Origin of the sequence: Lactococcus sp. SK2-659 (assembly GCF_020218185.2) — a bacterium.
GTDB classification, from domain to species: Bacteria; Bacillota; Bacilli; order Lactobacillales; family Streptococcaceae; genus Lactococcus; species Lactococcus lactis.
On record NZ_JAIWQZ020000003.1, the window covers coordinates 171,988 to 190,060 of the forward strand.

Sequence of the window (18,073 nt, forward strand, 5' to 3'; positions counted from 1 at the left end):
TTTCCAAATAAAAAATAAAAAAATTCAAGTATTTCTACTTGGATTTTTTTATTTGGAGTGCCAGATATGGCACGAATAAAAGAAGTCGAAAAATCAGCTGTTATAATGATTTTAGAAAGGATATAGTGCTAATTTGAACCACTTGTAGTTCACAATAGAAAGGAGATTTTTGCACAAATGAACAGAAAATATTATTACAAAAAAAGTCTTGCGCCCTGAGTGTAAAAAGGAGAAAAGCAAATGAAAAAATTTAAAATTGGAAGCCTCATCGCACTACTACTGGGATTAGTTCTGTTTACAGGACTAATCGTTAATGCTGATGAATTCACGGATGTTGGAAGTCTTTATGATAAAGCTGTCAAAGAAAACATTATTGATCCTAATCTTTATCCAAAAGCAAATTGGGAAAAAGACGAAATTTCTACCATGCGTCCCTCTTATGAAGAATACAAAAATTATGATTCATCAATCACTTATGAATCATGGCTAAAGCTCAATAATTATGGTGTTATGACTGACACAAAAGAACCAGTCTTACAACTTAAAACCCCCGCTGAGTCAAATATTAGACTGAGAACGGCACAAGATAATATTGACAAATTCTGTCGTGATACCCAAGCCGGTGATATTTTAATCGTTGGTGGAGACTTTCCTACGGGAGTAATTGGACATGCAGCTATCTTAAATGCGGACGGTTATGTTTTAGAAATGCCAGGTGGGGCTAATTGGTTTTGGGGAATAGCAGATAATAATCGTCAACTCCCTAAAAGACAATGGATTACTGAACATATTAAAGAATGGACATCTGTTTACAGAATAAGAAATACTGGTTTAGCAAGACAAGTTGCTCAATATGCAGATACTCATTATTATTCTACCACTGGAAGTATAACTAAAAACATTCATATTGATTATAGAATTACCACTGATATTAAAGGAGTAAATCCTAACTATTGTTCAAAATTAGTTTGGCAAGCTTATTATTATGGCACTGGTGATTTACCGGTTATGTATGGGATAGGAAGTGGAGTTGTCGTACCGACAGGGTTACCCGCTTTATTTACCCAAGCATACGCTCCTTATCAGGTAGGAAGATACTAAACTATGACAATCAAAAAAACAATTCCTATTTTACTGACCATTTGGCTTTGGCTCTCTGCTCCCTTCTTTAGCCAGATTAGTTTTATGAATAAGTCTTTTGAGCTTATCGGTAAGATGCTAAGTAAAGTAAGTCCAGTCGATTGGCTGGTGCCTGTCTTACTATTGTTAGGAATTCCCGCTTTTTCCTTTATCTTCTATCTTTACTTTTATATCAAAGAAAAAAATAATGATTTAAATCTAGTCTACCTTCTATTTGCTACGCTTTGCTTTTTAAGCCTTATGGTTTTCGGTGTTATTACATCAATAGGATTAGGCTATCTTTTATGATAAGGAGGAACCGATTATGTTTTTAGTGACTATAGTATTTCTAGCCTCAATCATTTTTGTAGCAGGAATCTTTTTTCTAATCGTTAAATTGGTATCCAAGATAAAAAAGTCGGACTGACATTGAATCGAAAGTAGAAGACCCTCTTCAGGGTCTTTTTATATCTTAAAAAACTGATTCAGGACTTGAAAGCGCAAACAAATAGTTATATAATAAAACTATATTATTAAAAGAGGGATAATTAGATGAAACAAAAGTCACAAAATTATGGTACTTGTTTCAAAGAGTTGCGTCAACTGGCAGGTTTTAAATATAAAGATTTAGAATCAATTATTTCTAAAAATGGAATTGTTAGGTTTGAAAACGGGACTTCAAATATTTCATTTGAGAGATTAGCTGAACTTTTAAAATTTATGGGTTATACTTTGAGTGACTTTATGTATTTATCTGGAGAAAGTCGAGTTGATGAAGTTTATGGGGAAAAGTTTCATATCATTCGCTACCAGCAAGGCTATCGTGATGATTTTTTTATTCCAGTTGGTGTAAATCCTGTTCGTTTGAGCCTATTTGAAAGTGGAAAAATTTTGCTACCTTATGATGTGATTGATGCAATGCTTGGGCTCATGCATATTCCGGAACAGGATTTTTCTTATATTATCAATGGAAGTAAGGATGATTATTTTGTTCATTATATCAACTGGTTGGATAGGATACACTTAAGAGAAGAATTTGCGGAAGCAGAAATGATTCAAAATGAAGCACACAAATATGCGAATAATCAAGAAATAAAAGTTAAGATCCTTGAAGAAAATTTTGAAACTTTGAACTATAACAATGAGTGGCTTGAATTGCATTCGCAAGAAAGATTGACCAGACAATACACCGATTACCGTGTCTTAGAATTAACTGCTAAAGCTTGTCATCAAATATTAAATGATGAAGAAGTAACAGAAATTGGTGATTTTTTATTTGGAATCGAGCTTTGGCTTGAATATAGTTTAGGAATTTTGGCTTTAAATGCTTGGCAACTCCCTTACTCTTTAGTTTATGCAATAATATCAGATATTAATTTACACGAGAAAGAATATAAAGGTAAATTAATTTATCGACGTCGTATTGTACAGACTGCCGGGCGATGTGCTATGACACTCATAAGTAGAGGGGAAACCCAAAAAGCAAGTAACTTATTATCAATGGTTCATCACTATGCAGAAGGACTTGATACACATGTCCAAGGACTTTATCGCTTTGCTTGGGCTTATTTAGATTATAGGAATGGAAAAATAGAAGGTCAAAAAGAAATGCTTAGAGTGATTGCCTTATTTGACTTTTTAGAAGTTCCTATTAGTCGTGATTTTGCTCAAAAATATTATAATCGCCATGTTCTTAATTTAGAAGAATCATAGAAGTTAAAATATTTTCTAAATCCTACAAAAGTTGCTTGCTTTGGCTCACTTTTTGCGTTACAATAATAGAAAAGAGAGTGAGTGTTGGTGAAAGCTCATAGGGTTTGTGACAGTGTTTATCGGTGATAACGTTATAATCAATCTGAGGCTCTGATTTTCTAGGAGCAAATTTAGGTGGTACCGTGCAATGATGCACCCTAGAGCGAGAAGCTTTAGGGTGCTTTCTTATGTAAACGGTATCTTTGAAATGAATGTTCAAACCCAATGAATAATCATAAAGATTTCTACTCCCAGTTAACCGAAAGGAAAAAAATGAAACTTCAAAAACCAAAAGGAACAGCAGATTTACTGCCTGCTGAAACTGCAAAATGGCAGTACATCGAAGAAATTGCTCGTGGTGTTTTCAATGATTATAATTTCAAAGAAATTCGGACACCAATGTTTGAAAGCTATGAACTTTTTAGTCGTGCAACAGGTGAAACAAGTGATATTGTTACCAAAGAAATGTATGATTTTGAGGATAAAGGAGGACGTCATATTGCGCTTCGTCCAGAAGGAACTGCCTCAGCTGTTCGGGCTTATATTGAGAATAAACTCTATGCCCCTGAAGTAGTAAAACCAGTGAAGCTATGGTATGACGCACCAATGTTTCGTTATGAACGTCCACAATCAGGACGTTTACGTCAATTTCATCAATTTGGTGTAGAGTGTTTAGGAGTGAAAAATCCAGCAGTTGATGTAGAAATTATTGCAATGGCTGACACACTTTTCCGCCAGTTAGGAATTACTGGTCTTAAACTAGCTCTAAATACACTTGGAGATATGGAAAGTCGCATGGCTTACCGTCAAGCATTGATTGATTATTTGACTCCTTTTGAAAATCAACTTTCAGAAGATAGCCGTCGTCGTCTCAATGAAAATCCTTTACGCGTTTTGGATAGTAAAGAAGCAGAAGACATCGCAATTGTTAAAAACGCTCCAGCTATTTTAGACTATCTCAATGAAGCTTCAAAGGCTTATTTTGAAGAAGTGAAAGCCTTGCTTGAATCCTTACATATTGAGTACACTATTGACCCAAATATGGTTCGTGGTTTAGATTATTATAATGATACAATTTTTGAATTTATTGTTGATTTTGATGGCAAAGATTTGACTGTATGTGGTGGTGGACGTTATGATGGGCTAGTTGAATATTTCGACGGACCAGCAACTCCTGCCTTTGGTTTTGGTTTAGGAATTGAAAGACTTTTGATGATTGCTCAAAAACAAGAAATTAATTTCATTCCTGAAGAAACTTTGGATGTTTATATTGCTGTAATGGGCGAAAAAGCAAATCTTGAAGCAACAAAATTAGCTGAAAGCCTACGTGAACAGGCCTTTAAAGTCGAACGTGATTTCTCAAATCGAAAACTAGGAGCGCAATTTAAAACGGCTGAAAAATTGGGTGCTGAGTTGATTATTACACTTGGAGAAGATGAGATTCGCACAGGTCAAATCAAAGTGAAACATAATCAAACACGTAAACAAGTAGAAACAACACTTAAAGCTGTTCATGAATCATTTGCACCGATTTTTGAAGAGATTTATGCGGATGAAGAACTTTAAGTGACTTAAAGCAGGGGTGAATTGATGACGGATTGTCCATTTTGTCAGATGAAAGATACAATCTTTGAAAATGAATTGGCACAGGCATTTTATGATGCCTATCCAGTCAGTGAAGGTCATATGTTGATTACGCCTAAAAGACATGTGTCTTCATATTTTGAGATGACCAAAGCTGAGAGAAAAGCAATTGAAGAACTTTTAGACTTATCAAAAGATAATTTAACTGAGAAATTTCATGCCGAGGCCTACAATATTGGCATTAATGTTGGTAAAGCAGCTGGACAAACTGTTTTTCATTGTCATGTTCATCTAATACCGCGGCATCAGGGAGATGTAAAGAATCCAACCGGTGGTGTTCGTGGTGTCATACCTGAAAAACAAAACTATAGATAATAAAAAGAAAGAGGAGTAAAATTTTACTTTGTGTACTAGAAGAGTAAAATTTACATTTATATGAAACGTACAAATTACGCGGGAAATATTACAGAAGAATACTTAAATCAAACGGTTACGGTTAAAGGCTGGGTAGCCAAACGCCGTAATCTTGGTGGATTAATTTTCATTGATTTACGTGACCGAGAAGGGATTGTCCAAATCGTTGTCAATCCTGAAACAGCAGCGGCTGATGTGGCAGAAGCAGCTGATAAAGCACGCAATGAATTTGTTCTTGAGGTGACAGGTAAAGTTGTTGAGCGCGCAAGCAAGAATGACAAAATTAAAACTGGTGGTATTGAAATTGAAGCGACTGCCATTGAAATTTTGTCTACTTCTAAAACAACACCTTTTGAAATTAAAGATGATGTTGAAGTTCTTGATGATACTCGTTTGAAATATCGTTACCTTGATTTACGTCGTCCAGAAATGCTTAAAAATATCACAATGCGTCATGCGACGACTCGTTCAATTCGTGAATATTTGGATGGAGCAGGATTCATTGATGTTGAAACACCATTTTTAAATAAATCAACACCAGAAGGAGCGCGTGATTATCTTGTTCCATCTCGTGTTAATAAAGGTGAATTTTATGCTCTTCCACAATCACCACAATTAATGAAACAGCTTTTAATGACTGCTGGACTTGATCGTTATTATCAAATTGTTAAATGTTTCCGTGATGAAGATTTACGTGGTGACCGTCAGCCAGAATTCACACAAGTCGATTTAGAAACATCATTTTTGTCAGAAGAAGAAATTCAAGATTTGACAGAAGAGTTAATTGCTAAAGTCATGAAAGATGTGAAAGGAATTGATGTCACTTTACCTTTCCCACGTATGAAATATGATGATGCCATGAACTTTTATGGTTCTGACAAACCTGATACTCGTTTTGAATTGTTACTGACAGATTTGTCAGCACTTGCTAAAACAATTGATTTCAAAGTTTTCCAAGAAGCAGAAGTTGTTAAAGCGATTGTTGTCAAAGATGCTGCTGACAAATATTCTCGTAAGGCAATTGATAAATTGACAGAACAAGCCAAACAAAATGGGGCCAAAGGCCTTGCTTGGGTTAAATTTGAAAAAGGTGAATTTGCTGGTGGCGTTTCTAAATTCTTAGCAGAATCTACTGACAGCTTTGTTAATGAATTGAAATTGACTGACAATGACTTGGTACTCTTCGTTGCTGACAGTCTTGATGTAGCAAATTCAGCTCTTGGTGCGCTTCGTTTAACGATTGGGAAACAACAAGGATTGATTGATTTCCGTCAGTTCAATTTCCTTTGGGTCATTGATTGGCCTATGTTTGAGTGGTCAGATGAAGAAGAACGTTATATGTCTGCTCATCATCCGTTTACTTTACCAACGAAAGAAACACAAGCCTTTTTATCTGCTGACGGACATAGCAAAGATTCTGATTTGAAAAAAGTTCGTGCCCATGCTTATGATATTGTTTTAAATGGTTATGAACTTGGTGGAGGGTCATTAAGAATTAATACCCGCCAACTTCAAGAAGAAATGTTGAGCGCTCTTGGCTTTAAATTAGAAGATGCAAACGAACAATTTGGTTTCTTGCTTGAAGCACTTGATTATGGTTTCCCACCACATGGCGGTTTGGCGCTAGGTCTTGACCGTTTCGTAATGTTGCTTGCTGGAAAAGACAATATCCGTGAAGTAATTGCTTTCCCTAAAAATAACAAAGCCTCTGACCCAATGACACAGGCTCCATCCATAGTTGCTGAAAAACAACTGGAAGAATTGAGTATTAAACTTGCAAACAAAGATCAATAAAATTCTCGGCGGCCTTCTAGATAGAATTGGACTTTATCAAGTTTTAAAATCTATTGGCGCTGAAAAAATGGCAAATAAATTTTCGGCAGCAGTTGTTTATGCTGTCTTCTCATCATTCGCATTGAACTTTTTCTATCAGCCAGGACATGTGTATGCTTCTGGTGCGACGGGGGCAGCTCAGGTTGTTACTGAATTAGTAGCAAGAATAAGTGGTCATAATATCTTACCTATTTCTGCTTCTTTGATATTAGTAAATGCGCCACTTTTCATTCTTGCTTGGCGAGGAATAGGCAAACAGTTCACCGTTTATACAGTGATTACAGTTGTTATGAGTTCAGTTTTCATCCATTTTATTCCAGTGACGCCCTTAACTCATGAGCCAGTTATTAATGCTGTCTTTGGTGGGGCAATTATGGGATTTGGTGTTGGGAATGCAATGAAATCTGGGATTTCTTCTGGAGGGACTGACATCGTCAGCCTCTATATGCGTAAGAAAACAGGAAGAAGTGTTGGAACTTTGGCATTTCTGGTCAATGGTGTGATTATTTTTACAGCCGGAGTTCTTTTTGGCTGGGAATACATGCTCTATAGTTTAATTGCTATTTTCGTTAATTCTCGTGTACAAGATGCAATCTTTACAAGACAAAAACGTCTTCAAGTAATGATTGTAACTAAAAATCCAGAATTACTGACAAAGAAATTAGTGAATCGTTTTAAACATGGAGTAACCATTTTACATGACGCGGAAGGTGGCTATACACATACCAGTCAGACCGTCCTCATGACTGTCATTACAATGTATGAATATCAGGAATTCAAGGATATTATTCAAAAATATGACGAACATGCTTTTGTATCAATATCGGAGAATGTTCGAGTGCTTGGAAAATTTGCAGAAGTAGAAGACTAACTGCTTAGGTTTTACATTGAAAAAAGAAAGATAAAAGGGAGAAAGCCAAAAGGAGGACTTTCTCCCCTTATTATCTGAAAAAATAAAGGAGGAAATAAAATGAAAAGATTTGCACGAGTACATTTTTTGTACTTGCTTGCCATCGCAATTGGTACTGGAATTTATGCTTTTGGCTTTGTCGCCTTTAATATGGCGAATCACTTAGCTCAAGGAGGGGTCGCCGGACTTTCTTTGATTTCTTATGCTTTATGGCATATTGACCCTTCTTATGTTCAACTTTTAATCAATATTCCTCTTTTGATGATAGGTTATCGTTTTTTAGGAAGAAGAACCTTTATTTATACAATTTGGGGAATTGTGAGTTTAGCTGTTTGGATCTGGATTTTCCAAAGGGTCAGTTTTACAATTAATATTGGAAATGATACTCTAATAGCCGCTTTACTCGCCGGAGTCTTTTCAGGTTCAGGAATTGGATTAGTCTTTCGCTTTGGTGGAACAACAGGTGGGACGGATATTCTTGCTAAGTTATTTCAAATAAAAAAAGGAATTCCTGTTGGGCGAATGCTCTTTATCTTTGACTCTTGTATTTTGGCTCTATCTTTAAGTTATGTTGACCTTAAACATATGATGTATACTTTGATTGCCAGCTTTATTTCAATGCAAATGATTAATTTGATTCAAAATGGTGGTTATACAGTTCGGGGAATGCTTATTATCACAAATCATCATGTAGAAGTTGCTAAAACAATTATTGAAGAAATTGGCCGAAGCGCAACATATTTACACGGTGAAGGAGCCTATTCAGGAACTGAAAAAGAAGTGCTTTACGTTGTTCTTAACCCAAGTGAAATACAAGAAGTAAAACAAATTCTATCGGTAATTGACCCGAATGCCTTCGCTTCAGTCATCAATGTTCATGAAGTTGTGGGAGATTTCTCTCCTAAACGGGGTAGATTTAAAGATTTAAAAAAATAAAATAGCTCATTGAGCTATTTTTTTTAAGATATTTAAGTTAAAAAGGGAGAAGTTTTCAAAAGTTGACTAAATTCTAAATTTAAACTACAATAGATTTAAACGTCCTTGCCCTCGGCAAGGATATTTCATCGAAATTTTTGAGGAATATTATGAAAAAATTATCTAAGGTGCATTTTTTGCAACTTCTTGCTGTTACAATTGGTACAGCAATCTATGCCTTTGGTTTTGTTGAGTTCAACATGGGGAACCACTTGGCTGAAGGTGGAGTCGCTGGGCTTTCATTGATTGGTTATGCTTTATTGAATATTGACCCTTCCTACACCCAGCTTATCTTAAATATTCCACTTTTAATTCTTGGCTATCGCTTTCTTGGGCGCCGAACCTTTGTTTATACAATTTGGGGAATCGTGAGTCTTTCAATCTGGATGTGGATTTTCCAACGGATTCCAGTCGCAATTAATGTTGGACATGATTATTTAATCGCTGCTTTGCTCGCTGGTGTATTTGCCGGAACAGGAATTGGTTTAGTTTTCCGTTTTGGTGGAACGACTGGTGGGGCCGATATTATTGCCAAGCTTTTGCAGATTAAGGCTGGGGTCGCTGTTGGGCGAACTTTCTTTATCTTTGATGCTTGTGTGATGTTACTTTCATTAAGCTATATTGATTTACGCCATATGATGTACACTTTGATTGCAAGTTTTGTGGCAGCACAAGTAATTAATGTGGTTCAATCTGGTGGTTATACGGTTCGAGGAATGCTTATTATCACGAATAACCATGCTGAAATTGCTAAAGCAATTATTGAAGAAATCGGTCGTAGCGCGACTTATTTACATGGAGAAGGGGCTTACTCAGGAAATTCTAAAGAAATTTTATATGTTGTTTTAAACCCTGGAGAAATTCAAGAAGTAAAACAAATTTTGTCTATTCTTGACCCGAATGCTTTCACATCAATTATAAATGTTCATGAAGTCATTGGTGATTTTACTTATCCACGCAGTCGTTATAAAGTGGCTAAAAAAGGAAAAAAATAGCTCCAGAGAGCTATTTTTTATTTTTGTCAGTGAAATTAATTATCTTGAAAGACGTGCGCCTTCAATTTCACCGGTAGATTTGACTCCTTCAACAGAAAAACTATCTGCATTGATTCCAGTTTTGATATTTTCCAACTGCTTAATTGTCTTATCTAACTGAATCAAGTTTTGAACATTGTATTCAAAAGTATAATTACTAATTTCTCGTTTTGCTTTCTTCAGGTGAATAATAGCTTTTTCGATTTCTTCAGTGGCTTTTGTTGTACGCATATAGAAAACCCTTTCTATTTTCGGAATTGTGTGAATATTTATTTCTATATTTATTATAACTAAAAAACCTGGAAATTTCCAGATTTCATATCGTTTTATTTGATTCCATTCACAAAATTATCGAGAATAGTGATAATTTCTGCTTGTGATTCTGCTTGATTGACAGCAACTTTTACTTTTGCTGCACGAGAAGCTCCTTTTAGGTAATATGCTGCATGCTGACGAAATTCTCGGCTAGCAAGATTATCACCTTTTAATTCGACGAGACGTGCCAAGTGAAGTTTTGCAATTTCCATTTTTTCCGCAACTGTTGGTTCAGGCAATAGTTCACCTGTTCGTAGATAATGCTCGGTACGATGAAGAATCCAAGGGTTTCCAAGGGCTGCTCTTCCCATCATGACCGCAGTGACGCCTGTTTCATCAATCATGCGTTTCGCATCTTCAGGAGTCTTGACATCGCCATTTCCGATGACCGGAATATTGACATTTTCGGTCAATTTTTTGAGCCAGTGCCAATTTTCTTGAGCATTTCCTGTATAAGCTTGTGCTTTGGTTCGTGCATGCATAGAAACAGCCGCTCCGCCTCCCGCTTCAATCGCTTTAGCATTTTCAACTGCAAAAAGGTGGTCGTCATCCCAACCAATTCGGATTTTCACTGTTAGTGGTCTTGAAATAGCTTTAGAAACAGCAGAGACCACATCATAAACTTTATCAGGATCAAGCAAAAGACGAGAACCGGCTTCATTTTTAGTTACTTTCGGTACTGGGCAACCCATATTGATATCAATAATATCAGCAACAGTATTTGCTTCAACAAATTTGGCTGCTTCAACCAAAGTATCTACTTCACCCCCAAAAATTTGCATTGAGAGTGGATGAGGTACCCCTTCAAAATCCATCATTTCCAAAGTTTTTTTGTTGCGATGTTCAATTCCTTTATCAGAAATCATTTCAGTTACAACAAGTCCAGCTCCAAATTCTTTAGCAGTAGTCAGAAAAGCTTTATTCGTAATTCCGGCCATTGGTGCTAACACAATTTTATTTTTTATTTCGATATCGCCAATTTTCCACGATTCGTTGTAAATTTTGTCCATAGTCATAAAGAATATTATAGCAATTTTTTGAGATTTCACAAGGTTTTAAGGCTTAAAAAATACTGACAAAATTGTCAGTATCTATTTTTTTACTAAATAATGTAATTCAACAAATTGTCCGTAGGTTTTTGTATCAATCAGTTGAAGTTTCTCTTTGTAATTTCCTGACGGAAAAAGTGGAATTCCGCCTCCTAGTAAAACTGGGGCAATGGTAACTTGTAATTCATCAACCCAATGATTTTCAAGAAAAAGTTTGATGACTTCTCCGCCGCCAACAACCCAGATATTTTTGTCAGTATCCGCAAAATTTACTGACAGCTCTGTCAGTTTTTCTTTGTCAATAAAAACGATATTGTCAGTAGAAGAAATTTCTTGATGAGTTAAAATATAAGAAGTTTTGTCAGAATAAGGCCACTGACCGGCTTGCTCTTTTTCTAACCAATCATAAGTCTTTTTCCCCATAATGATTGTATCAATACCACTATAAAAAGCACCATAGCCGTTATCACCCTCACCCTCAACATCAAAAAGCCATTGGAGACTTTCTTCTTTGGTGGCAATATAGCCGTCTAATGTAGAAGCAATAAAAAGTTTTACAGTCATTTTTCTCAATTCTATTTACTGATAGAATTTCTGTCAGTAAAATAATTAGTTATTTTACTTAAGGAGTGCTTTTAATTCATCTTCAGAATACTCATATTTGTTTTCACAGAATTGACAAATAATTTCAGCACCGTGATCCTCGGATATCATTTCCTCAATTGGTTCTCTTCCTAAAGATTTAATGCCTTCAAGGAAACGTTCCTTACTACAATCACATTTGAATTCCAAAGGAAATTCGCCAAGATTTTTGTATTCCATATCGCCATAAATATTGTCTAACATCGTTTTTAATGGTTCTTCACTTGTCAGCATTGTTGCAATTGAAGGCATACTTTTGATATTATGTTCAATTTCGGTAATTTCTTCGTCAGTAGCATCTGGCAAAGCTTGCAACATAAATCCACCAGCAATTTTGACTGTATCTGAGTCTTCATTAAGCAAAACATTCACACCAACAGAAGAAGGAGTTTGTTCTGAACTTAAAAAATACCAAGCTAAGTCTTCGCCAATTTCACCAGTAATTAAATCAACTTGACCACTATAAGGTTGTTTAAGTCCCATGTCTTTGACCACAACTAAAAAGCCATTACCAACAAAAGGAGCAACTAATACTTCACCAGTTGAAGCTTTTTTATAGTCGAGTTCACGATTTTTGACATAACCTTTGACATGGCCGCGGCTGTCAGCGACTGCGATGATTGGACCCATTGCCCCATCACCCAGAACTTTAACTGTAATTTTAGTATCACCTTTTTCATTAGCTCCTAAAATTTGTCCAGCAATCAATGTACGACCTAAGGCAACCGTCGAAGTTGGCCATGTTTGATGGCGTTCCTGTGCTTCTTTCACAGTTAGGGTTGAATCCAAAGCAAAAGCTCTGAAATGCCCATTTTTTGAGATTGATTTGATAATTTTATCCATGAGTCTATTGTACCACAAGACCCCAACTGACCTCAATAGAGCACAAAAATTGTCAATCAATAAATGATATAAAAGCAAGAAAAAACCTCAGATTTTCCTTTGACGTTTGAGAAATCTTAAAAGTGTTTGTTAAGAATAAAGGATTTTGATAAACTAATAGCAGTAAATAAATTTTTTGAACATATTATTACTAAAAACAACAAAAAAATGATAATGAAGATGAGAGAGGCCTGCTATGGAATTTGAAGATTATTTTAAAAATGATGAGTTAATGAACATTGTCAGAGAAACTGTAAAATTGGTCTTTCCTGAAGTACAAGAACGGATTTCCTACGGAATGCCTGCATGGTTTAAGGATAAGAATGTCCTTATTTATGCAAGTCCTCAAAAAAAGCACTTAGGAATATATCCCAAACCAAACTTCATTGAAAATAATAGTGCGTCTCTTAAAGAACAATACGAATGCAGTAAAGGGACCATAAAAGTCCCTTATGATGTTGAAACCAATGAACTCAAACGCTTAGTTAGTGAGATTGTAAAATGGAACTTGGGCCATAAAATTTAACTGGTGTTTTGATAATAAACTATAAAAATTATTTGTATTTGTAAATTTATGTATCCTGAAACCAATTATTAAAAGAAAGAATGTGAATTATGCGAACTGTACCACTTGGACCAATATTAATATTTATTGCTTTTTTTATATTAATTTATATAGGACTAGTCATAGCAATTATTTTAACTGCTTTTATCAATGCAGTTCGTAAAAATGAAAATGTAGATGAATCATTTTTAGATAGATTTGAACGTCTTAATAAAGAATATTTTTATACGATGTTTAAGAAAGGTTACAAGCCTAAAAAAGAATCTTTGCCCGAATGGATTCGTTGGATAAGTAAGCCCTGAGAATGGTATTTTAAAATAATCATATGTAAAAACTTAATATAAATTAATTGAACCAATACAGAAGTAAAGGATAATAAAAATGGATATGAGAAGAGCTAAAAGACAGGTCACAGATATTGAGCTAATTAAAAAACTGGTTGAAGAAGTACAAGTCGTTCGTCTGGCCATAAATGGAGAAATTTACCCCTATGTAGTACCAGTAAATTTCGGCTATTCTTGGGATAATAATGATCAACTAACATTGTATATTCACGGAGCAAAAGAAGGAAAGAAAGTATCAATGCTAGAAAAAAATCCTTTAGTTGCTATCGAAATGGATAGTCATCATAAGCTAATCGAAGGAAATAAAAATGCTTCAACTTATTCTTACGCTTATCAAAGTTTGATTGGTTTTGGAAAAGCAGAAATGATAGAAAATTTGGACGAAAAGAGGGCGGCATTGGAGCTTTTAATGGAGCATGCAGCAAAAGGAAAAGAATACGACCCCATGCCAGAAAAAATGTTAGAGCGAGTTGGAGTAATAAAAATTGAATTGGACTCATATACTGTAAAACAAAATATCCATCCTGAGGAAAAAAATTAGAAATTTTGGGGACCTATATTGTTAAGCTACATAAAAATGTTCTTTAAAAGAGAATGATTTTATATAAATTATGAAAATTTGGAGTAGAAAATGATTAGAAAAAAGGAGTGGGAGAAATCCTTTAAAAATGTAAATGGGCGTGAGCCTAATGAAGAAGACTATGAAAAGGCTCTTTCACTAGGATTGGTACGCGAGGAGTCTAGTGTTCCAAACTCTAATAAAAAAACAGTGCTTGTTTTAGGAACTGTTATTGTGAGTCTTTTAATATTTGCGATAGGAATTTTATTAACGATCTTTTTCTATCCCAGTCCAAAGAGTTCACAAGCAAGTTTTGCTAGTAGCACTTCTCAATCTTCCAAAAAAGAAAGGGAGTCTACAGATACTGGCTCTTCAATTAATTACAAGGATTCATCAAAATTATCACAAGAAGATCAGGAAAAACTTGAAGAAGGATATAAATCTATTGAACTTGAGAAAGAGGATTGGCATAGACAAATGTTGCGAGATATCATTACCATGTATGCTGAACCAAAAATAAGTTATAGTGACAGTCAGTTTCAAGAAAAATATGATAGCGATTATAAGCAGTGTACAGAAGCGATTGAAAACAAAGTAAAAGAAATACTCCCTGAACATTTAAGAGCTTATACTGAGGCTCATTATGAAAATGGAGGATTAGGACTTCCTACTTTTGATAATATAATAAATGAAGCAAGAACATATTATAATTCAACCACTAAAAATTGGACATATCCTCAAGATTCATAATTTTTCAATCACAAACATAAAAAACAAATTGATATGGAATAAGAGTTTAACAACTAGGAGTAGTTATGAAAAAAAATTATTTTATGGGATCTTACTTTTCTTGTAATATTAACACTATCGTCATGCTCAAAGAATAAAAATAGCAAGTACGATTCAGTAATTTCAGATTTAAAATCAGAACTTGCTGTTAAAGGGGATTCGAAGCTTACTTTTGATAATTATGAATGGAGTTATAAAGTCGTTCATAATGTGACAAATGCAGATATTTCTAAAGGAGATATGATTGAAGTTTATCCAAAAAAAGAAAGAGATTCAAAAAGGCTATTTAATATAAATATAGATTCACAAATGGGGGATTCTTATGCACAAAGTAAAATTATAGTCCTGCAAAAAATAGTTTCTAAAATTGCTAAGAAGCTACCTAACGATAATTCTGAAATTACTCTAGGTTTTAAAAGTCAACAAAAAAGTAAAAGAATTGTCCCAGTTGCTCGTTCTCTAAAATCTATGGATGCATTTCCGATAAATGATTGAGAAAATAAAGTTTTCTAAGACAATTAGCACTAATAATCCGAAAAAATATAGCTTATTTTGCTAAAATATTAAAATTTGTATTAGGGTGCAAACTATAATCTCAAGATAAATGTAATCTATCATCCAACTGGATAAAATCCATTTTTATAAAATAGAAAGAATTTAGAACATGAAAAAAGGCGACATCATCATCTTAGCTGATGGACAGAAAGCTACCGTTATATTTGGTGATGAATCAAATTATCAACATAGCTGTATTGTAAAATTGGAAAATGGTCAATTAAAAGTAGTTGAAGAAAAAAATATCTCGCTTCTTTCACTAAATTAATAACTCAAATGTCAGATAAGTGATAATAATTGTATAATGGATATTTTGCTAGCTCTTAACTGAAGAATGTTGTCCTGTCTTTTATTCGTTTTCTAAAATTTAAAGAATCGAAACTTACAAGTTGTAACAAAAATAATAAATATCCATGGAAATTGTTCAAAGCATTTAAAGTTGTCAATCTTAAATCCGTTGCTTATAGCTTTTTATTTAGTAGAATAATGAAAAAGCTCATCCTCAATAGCTTTGAGAGGTTAGAAAATGGTTAATATGTTTTCAGTTATAATAAATTCAACGGTTATCTACTGGGCAACAGCCCTAGATTTACTTATATTACTAGCAATATTATATGTTCGTTTTGATAAAAAAAGTCATTTATCTATTACTTTGGGACAAATAATTGGTTCTTTTGCACTTGTATTGGTCAGTTTATTTTTTGCGGTCATCCTAAAACTTGTTCCAGAAGAGTGGATTTTAGGCTTACTGGGCCTGATTCCTTTAGGACTAGGAATAAAATATTTATTCTTTGGGGATGATGATGACGATGAAGAATTAGATGAATTGCTACAAAAAAGGAAAAATAAAAGCTTGCTTGGAACTGTTATTATCATTTCTTTTGCGAGTTGTGGAGCGGATAACATTGCTTTGTTTACTCCATTTTTTATGACACTGTCAGCAAATAATTTGCTATTATCTATAATAATTTTTGCCTTAAACATATTAATTTTAGGGCTTCTTGGAAAAACAATTGCAAAAATTCCTCACCTTCATGACGTTTTAGAAAAAAACAGTCGTTGGATTCTTGCTTTTGTTTATATAATACTTGGAATAATGGTTTTACTAGAAAGTGGAACAGTCTCCAAAATTCTCAGTTTTTTGTAAAACATAATTTAAAGATTAAAAAAGTTCCGTATTTCCGAACGATAATTTAGATTTAATCAAAAGCATCAGGATTTTTTAAGTAAATCTTGATGTTTTTTGATAAAATAAAAAATAGTGCGATAGGAGCTTTCAAGAAATGATTTATCTTTTACTTTTGATAAATTAGTTCAAAAGTTGAAGAAGTTTTTTAGAAATGCCAGCCAAGCGAACTTGGAGCGTGCAAAATATTTTAAGAAAAGTGGATAGTCAAAACTATCCAAAAGGAGAATATTATGCCATCAGTAGTAGTTGTCGGAACGCAATGGGGAGACGAAGGAAAAGGTAAAATTACAGATTTCCTAAGCTCAAATGCAGAAGTTATTGCCCGTTATCAAGGGGGAGACAATGCAGGTCATACCATCGTCATCGACGGCAAAAAGTTCAAACTTCACCTCATTCCATCAGGAATTTTCTTCCCTGAAAAGATTTCCGTTATTGGGAATGGTGTCGTTGTTAACCCAAAATCACTGATTGAAGAAATCGCTTATCTCGCTGAAAATGGAGTTTCTGCAGAGAGCTTACGTATTTCAGACCGTGCACATGTTATCTTGCCTTACCATAAAAAATTAGACTTCCTTCAAGAAGAAGCCAAAGGCGATAAGAAGATTGGGACAACCATTAAAGGGATTGGGCCAGCCTATATGGATAAAGCAGCTCGTGTCGGAATTCGTGTTGCAGACTTACTTGACAAAGAAATCTTTGAGGAACGTTTACGTACAAACCTTGAAGCTAAAAACCGTGAATTTGTAAAAATGTATGATTCAGAACCAATCGAATTTGAAGAAATTTTTGAAGAATACTATGAATACGGTCAACAACTTAAAAAATATGTGACAGATACTTCAGTTATCTTGAATGATGCCCTTGATGCAGGAAAACGTGTCCTTTTTGAAGGTGCGCAAGGGGTAATGCTTGATATTGACCAAGGAACATATCCATTTGTAACTTCATCAAACCCAGTAGCTGGTGGGGTAACGATTGGCTCTGGTGTGGGTCCATCAAAAATTTCAAAAGTTGTTGGTGTTTGTAAAGCCTATACTTCACGTGTGGGTGATGGTCCATTCCCAACAGAACTTTTTGATGAAGTTGGACATCAAATTCGTGAAGTAGGACATGAATATGGAACAACAACAGGACGTCCACGTCGTGTTGGTTGGTTTGACTCAGTCGTAATGCGTCATGCAAAACGTGTTTCTGGCTTGACTAATCTTAGTTTGAATTCAATTGACGTTCTTTCAGGACTTGAAACAGTAAAAATTTGTGTTGCTTACGAACGTAGTAATGGTGAACAAATTACTCATTATCCAGCATCACTTAAAGAATTAGCAGATTGCAAACCAATCTATGAAGAATTGCCAGGATGGTCTGAAGATATTACTTCATGCCGGACTTTAGAAGAGTTACCAGAAGCTGCTCGTAACTATGTTCGTCGTGTTAGTGAACTAGTTGGCGTACGTATCTCGACTTTCTCAGTAGGTCCTGGTCGTGAACAAACTAATGTTTTAGAATCAGTTTGGGGCGTATAAAGTCCAAATAAAAAAGCCAGAGCATGCTCTGACTTTTTTT

General features: G+C 34.7%; 21 protein-coding genes. 17 read left to right on the plus strand and 4 right to left on the minus strand.

Annotated elements, in window-relative coordinates; translation table 11 throughout:
* The first annotated feature begins 240 nt into the window (after positions 1-240).
* The 9 genes from LDP15_RS10930 (at position 241) to LDP15_RS10970 (ending at position 9,582) form a co-directional block, all read left to right on the plus strand.
* Positions 241-1,101, plus strand: coding sequence for a hypothetical protein (locus LDP15_RS10930; protein ID WP_015427086.1), 861 nt, complete (start codon positions 241-243; stop codon positions 1,099-1,101).
* A 3-nt stretch (positions 1,102-1,104) separates the two neighbouring features.
* On the plus strand, positions 1,105-1,428 hold the full coding sequence (locus tag LDP15_RS10935; RefSeq protein ID WP_015427085.1) for a hypothetical protein: 324 nt from the start codon (positions 1,105-1,107) through the stop codon (positions 1,426-1,428).
* A gap of 243 nt (positions 1,429-1,671) precedes the next feature.
* Positions 1,672-2,832: an Rgg/GadR/MutR family transcriptional regulator gene (locus tag LDP15_RS10940; RefSeq protein WP_015427084.1), complete on the plus strand. Its 1,161-nt coding sequence runs from the start codon at positions 1,672-1,674 to the stop codon at positions 2,830-2,832.
* Positions 2,833-3,144: 312 nt separating this feature from the next.
* The gene (gene hisS, locus LDP15_RS10945; RefSeq protein ID WP_012898483.1) at positions 3,145-4,437 is read left to right on the plus strand and encodes a histidine--tRNA ligase; all 1,293 of its coding nucleotides are present in this window, start codon (positions 3,145-3,147) and stop codon (positions 4,435-4,437) included.
* A gap of 24 nt (positions 4,438-4,461) precedes the next feature.
* Entirely contained in the window at positions 4,462-4,830 is a 369-nt protein-coding gene (locus tag LDP15_RS10950; protein WP_012898482.1) for an HIT family protein, read from the plus strand.
* A gap of 60 nt (positions 4,831-4,890) precedes the next feature.
* Positions 4,891-6,663: an aspartate--tRNA ligase gene (gene aspS / locus LDP15_RS10955; RefSeq protein ID WP_015427083.1), complete on the plus strand. Its 1,773-nt coding sequence runs from the start codon at positions 4,891-4,893 to the stop codon at positions 6,661-6,663.
* Positions 6,644-7,573, plus strand: a complete 930-nt coding sequence (locus LDP15_RS10960) for a YitT family protein (RefSeq protein WP_029344429.1) — start codon at positions 6,644-6,646, stop codon at positions 7,571-7,573. Before aspS ends, LDP15_RS10960 begins: the two co-directional genes overlap by 20 nt.
* Before the next feature lie 99 nt (positions 7,574-7,672).
* Positions 7,673-8,548 (plus strand): YitT family protein, encoded by an 876-nt coding sequence (locus LDP15_RS10965; protein ID WP_058218986.1) that lies wholly within the window; start codon positions 7,673-7,675, stop codon positions 8,546-8,548.
* Positions 8,549-8,697: 149 nt separating this feature from the next.
* On the plus strand, positions 8,698-9,582 hold the full coding sequence (locus LDP15_RS10970) for a YitT family protein (RefSeq protein ID WP_004254791.1): 885 nt from the start codon (positions 8,698-8,700) through the stop codon (positions 9,580-9,582).
* A 39-nt stretch (positions 9,583-9,621) separates the two neighbouring features.
* On the opposite strand, the gene LDP15_RS10975 is transcribed toward LDP15_RS10970, so the two are convergent.
* The 4 genes from LDP15_RS10975 to hslO form a co-directional block, all read right to left on the minus strand.
* Positions 9,622-9,852 carry a hypothetical protein gene (locus LDP15_RS10975; protein WP_004254795.1) on the minus strand — a complete coding sequence of 77 codons (231 nt, stop codon included), beginning with the start codon at positions 9,850-9,852 and terminating at the stop codon, positions 9,622-9,624.
* A gap of 95 nt (positions 9,853-9,947) precedes the next feature.
* Positions 9,948-10,952 carry a tRNA dihydrouridine synthase DusB gene (dusB, locus tag LDP15_RS10980; protein ID WP_012898479.1) on the minus strand — a complete coding sequence of 335 codons (1,005 nt, stop codon included), beginning with the start codon at positions 10,950-10,952 and terminating at the stop codon, positions 9,948-9,950.
* Between the two features lie 75 nt (positions 10,953-11,027).
* Positions 11,028-11,549 (minus strand): dihydrofolate reductase family protein, encoded by a 522-nt coding sequence (locus tag LDP15_RS10985; protein ID WP_015427081.1) that lies wholly within the window; start codon positions 11,547-11,549, stop codon positions 11,028-11,030.
* Positions 11,550-11,603: 54 nt separating this feature from the next.
* A complete protein-coding gene (hslO, locus tag LDP15_RS10990) occupies positions 11,604-12,470 on the minus strand; it encodes an Hsp33 family molecular chaperone HslO (protein ID WP_015427080.1) in 867 nt (288 codons plus the stop codon).
* A gap of 235 nt (positions 12,471-12,705) precedes the next feature.
* On the opposite strand from hslO, the gene LDP15_RS10995 reads away from it, so the two are divergent.
* The 8 genes from LDP15_RS10995 (at position 12,706) to LDP15_RS11030 (ending at position 18,033) form a co-directional block, all read left to right on the plus strand.
* Positions 12,706-13,035 carry an iron chaperone gene (locus LDP15_RS10995; protein WP_015427079.1) on the plus strand — a complete coding sequence of 110 codons (330 nt, stop codon included), beginning with the start codon at positions 12,706-12,708 and terminating at the stop codon, positions 13,033-13,035.
* A gap of 89 nt (positions 13,036-13,124) precedes the next feature.
* Positions 13,125-13,376: a hypothetical protein gene (locus LDP15_RS11000; protein WP_015427078.1), complete on the plus strand. Its 252-nt coding sequence runs from the start codon at positions 13,125-13,127 to the stop codon at positions 13,374-13,376.
* Between the two features lie 85 nt (positions 13,377-13,461).
* Positions 13,462-13,959 (plus strand): pyridoxamine 5'-phosphate oxidase family protein, encoded by a 498-nt coding sequence (locus LDP15_RS11005; protein ID WP_042230787.1) that lies wholly within the window; start codon positions 13,462-13,464, stop codon positions 13,957-13,959.
* A gap of 90 nt (positions 13,960-14,049) precedes the next feature.
* Complete coding sequence (locus LDP15_RS11010) at positions 14,050-14,727, plus strand: hypothetical protein (protein ID WP_015427076.1); 678 nt, start codon at positions 14,050-14,052, stop codon at positions 14,725-14,727.
* 249 nt (positions 14,728-14,976) lie between these two features.
* Positions 14,977-15,261 (plus strand): hypothetical protein, encoded by a 285-nt coding sequence (locus LDP15_RS11015; protein ID WP_015427075.1) that lies wholly within the window; start codon positions 14,977-14,979, stop codon positions 15,259-15,261.
* 169 nt (positions 15,262-15,430) lie between these two features.
* On the plus strand, positions 15,431-15,589 hold the full coding sequence (locus tag LDP15_RS11020) for a hypothetical protein (protein WP_004254823.1): 159 nt from the start codon (positions 15,431-15,433) through the stop codon (positions 15,587-15,589).
* Between the two features lie 258 nt (positions 15,590-15,847).
* Positions 15,848-16,468: a cadmium resistance transporter gene (locus LDP15_RS11025; protein ID WP_015427074.1), complete on the plus strand. Its 621-nt coding sequence runs from the start codon at positions 15,848-15,850 to the stop codon at positions 16,466-16,468.
* A gap of 272 nt (positions 16,469-16,740) precedes the next feature.
* A complete protein-coding gene (locus LDP15_RS11030; protein ID WP_015427073.1) occupies positions 16,741-18,033 on the plus strand; it encodes an adenylosuccinate synthase in 1,293 nt (430 codons plus the stop codon).
* Positions 18,034-18,073: the final 40 nt, after the last annotated feature.

Excerpts from the sequence above, each read along its gene's own strand:
- LDP15_RS10965 (WP_058218986.1), top strand. The coding sequence starts at position 7,673 with ATGAAAAGATTTGCACGAGTACATTTTTTGTACTTGCTTGCCATCGCA.
- LDP15_RS11005 (WP_042230787.1), top strand. The coding sequence starts at position 13,462 with ATGAGAAGAGCTAAAAGACAGGTCACAGATATTGAGCTAATTAAAAAA.
- LDP15_RS10970 (WP_004254791.1), top strand. The coding sequence starts at position 8,698 with ATGAAAAAATTATCTAAGGTGCATTTTTTGCAACTTCTTGCTGTTACA.
- LDP15_RS10975 (WP_004254795.1), bottom strand. The coding sequence starts at position 9,852 with ATGCGTACAACAAAAGCCACTGAAGAAATCGAAAAAGCTATTATTCAC.
- LDP15_RS10940 (WP_015427084.1), top strand. The coding sequence starts at position 1,672 with ATGAAACAAAAGTCACAAAATTATGGTACTTGTTTCAAAGAGTTGCGT.
- LDP15_RS11010 (WP_015427076.1), top strand. The coding sequence starts at position 14,050 with ATGATTAGAAAAAAGGAGTGGGAGAAATCCTTTAAAAATGTAAATGGG.
- LDP15_RS10935 (WP_015427085.1), top strand. The coding sequence starts at position 1,105 with ATGACAATCAAAAAAACAATTCCTATTTTACTGACCATTTGGCTTTGG.
- hslO (WP_015427080.1), bottom strand. The coding sequence starts at position 12,470 with ATGGATAAAATTATCAAATCAATCTCAAAAAATGGGCATTTCAGAGCT.
- LDP15_RS11030 (WP_015427073.1), top strand. The coding sequence starts at position 16,741 with ATGCCATCAGTAGTAGTTGTCGGAACGCAATGGGGAGACGAAGGAAAA.
- LDP15_RS10930 (WP_015427086.1), top strand. The coding sequence starts at position 241 with ATGAAAAAATTTAAAATTGGAAGCCTCATCGCACTACTACTGGGATTA.
- LDP15_RS10950 (WP_012898482.1), top strand. The coding sequence starts at position 4,462 with ATGACGGATTGTCCATTTTGTCAGATGAAAGATACAATCTTTGAAAAT.
- LDP15_RS11025 (WP_015427074.1), top strand. The coding sequence starts at position 15,848 with ATGGTTAATATGTTTTCAGTTATAATAAATTCAACGGTTATCTACTGG.
- LDP15_RS11020 (WP_004254823.1), top strand. The coding sequence starts at position 15,431 with ATGAAAAAAGGCGACATCATCATCTTAGCTGATGGACAGAAAGCTACC.
- LDP15_RS10995 (WP_015427079.1), top strand. The coding sequence starts at position 12,706 with ATGGAATTTGAAGATTATTTTAAAAATGATGAGTTAATGAACATTGTC.
- aspS (WP_015427083.1), top strand. The coding sequence starts at position 4,891 with ATGAAACGTACAAATTACGCGGGAAATATTACAGAAGAATACTTAAAT.
- LDP15_RS11000 (WP_015427078.1), top strand. The coding sequence starts at position 13,125 with ATGCGAACTGTACCACTTGGACCAATATTAATATTTATTGCTTTTTTT.
- dusB (WP_012898479.1), bottom strand. The coding sequence starts at position 10,952 with ATGACTATGGACAAAATTTACAACGAATCGTGGAAAATTGGCGATATC.
- LDP15_RS10985 (WP_015427081.1), bottom strand. The coding sequence starts at position 11,549 with ATGACTGTAAAACTTTTTATTGCTTCTACATTAGACGGCTATATTGCC.
- hisS (WP_012898483.1), top strand. The coding sequence starts at position 3,145 with ATGAAACTTCAAAAACCAAAAGGAACAGCAGATTTACTGCCTGCTGAA.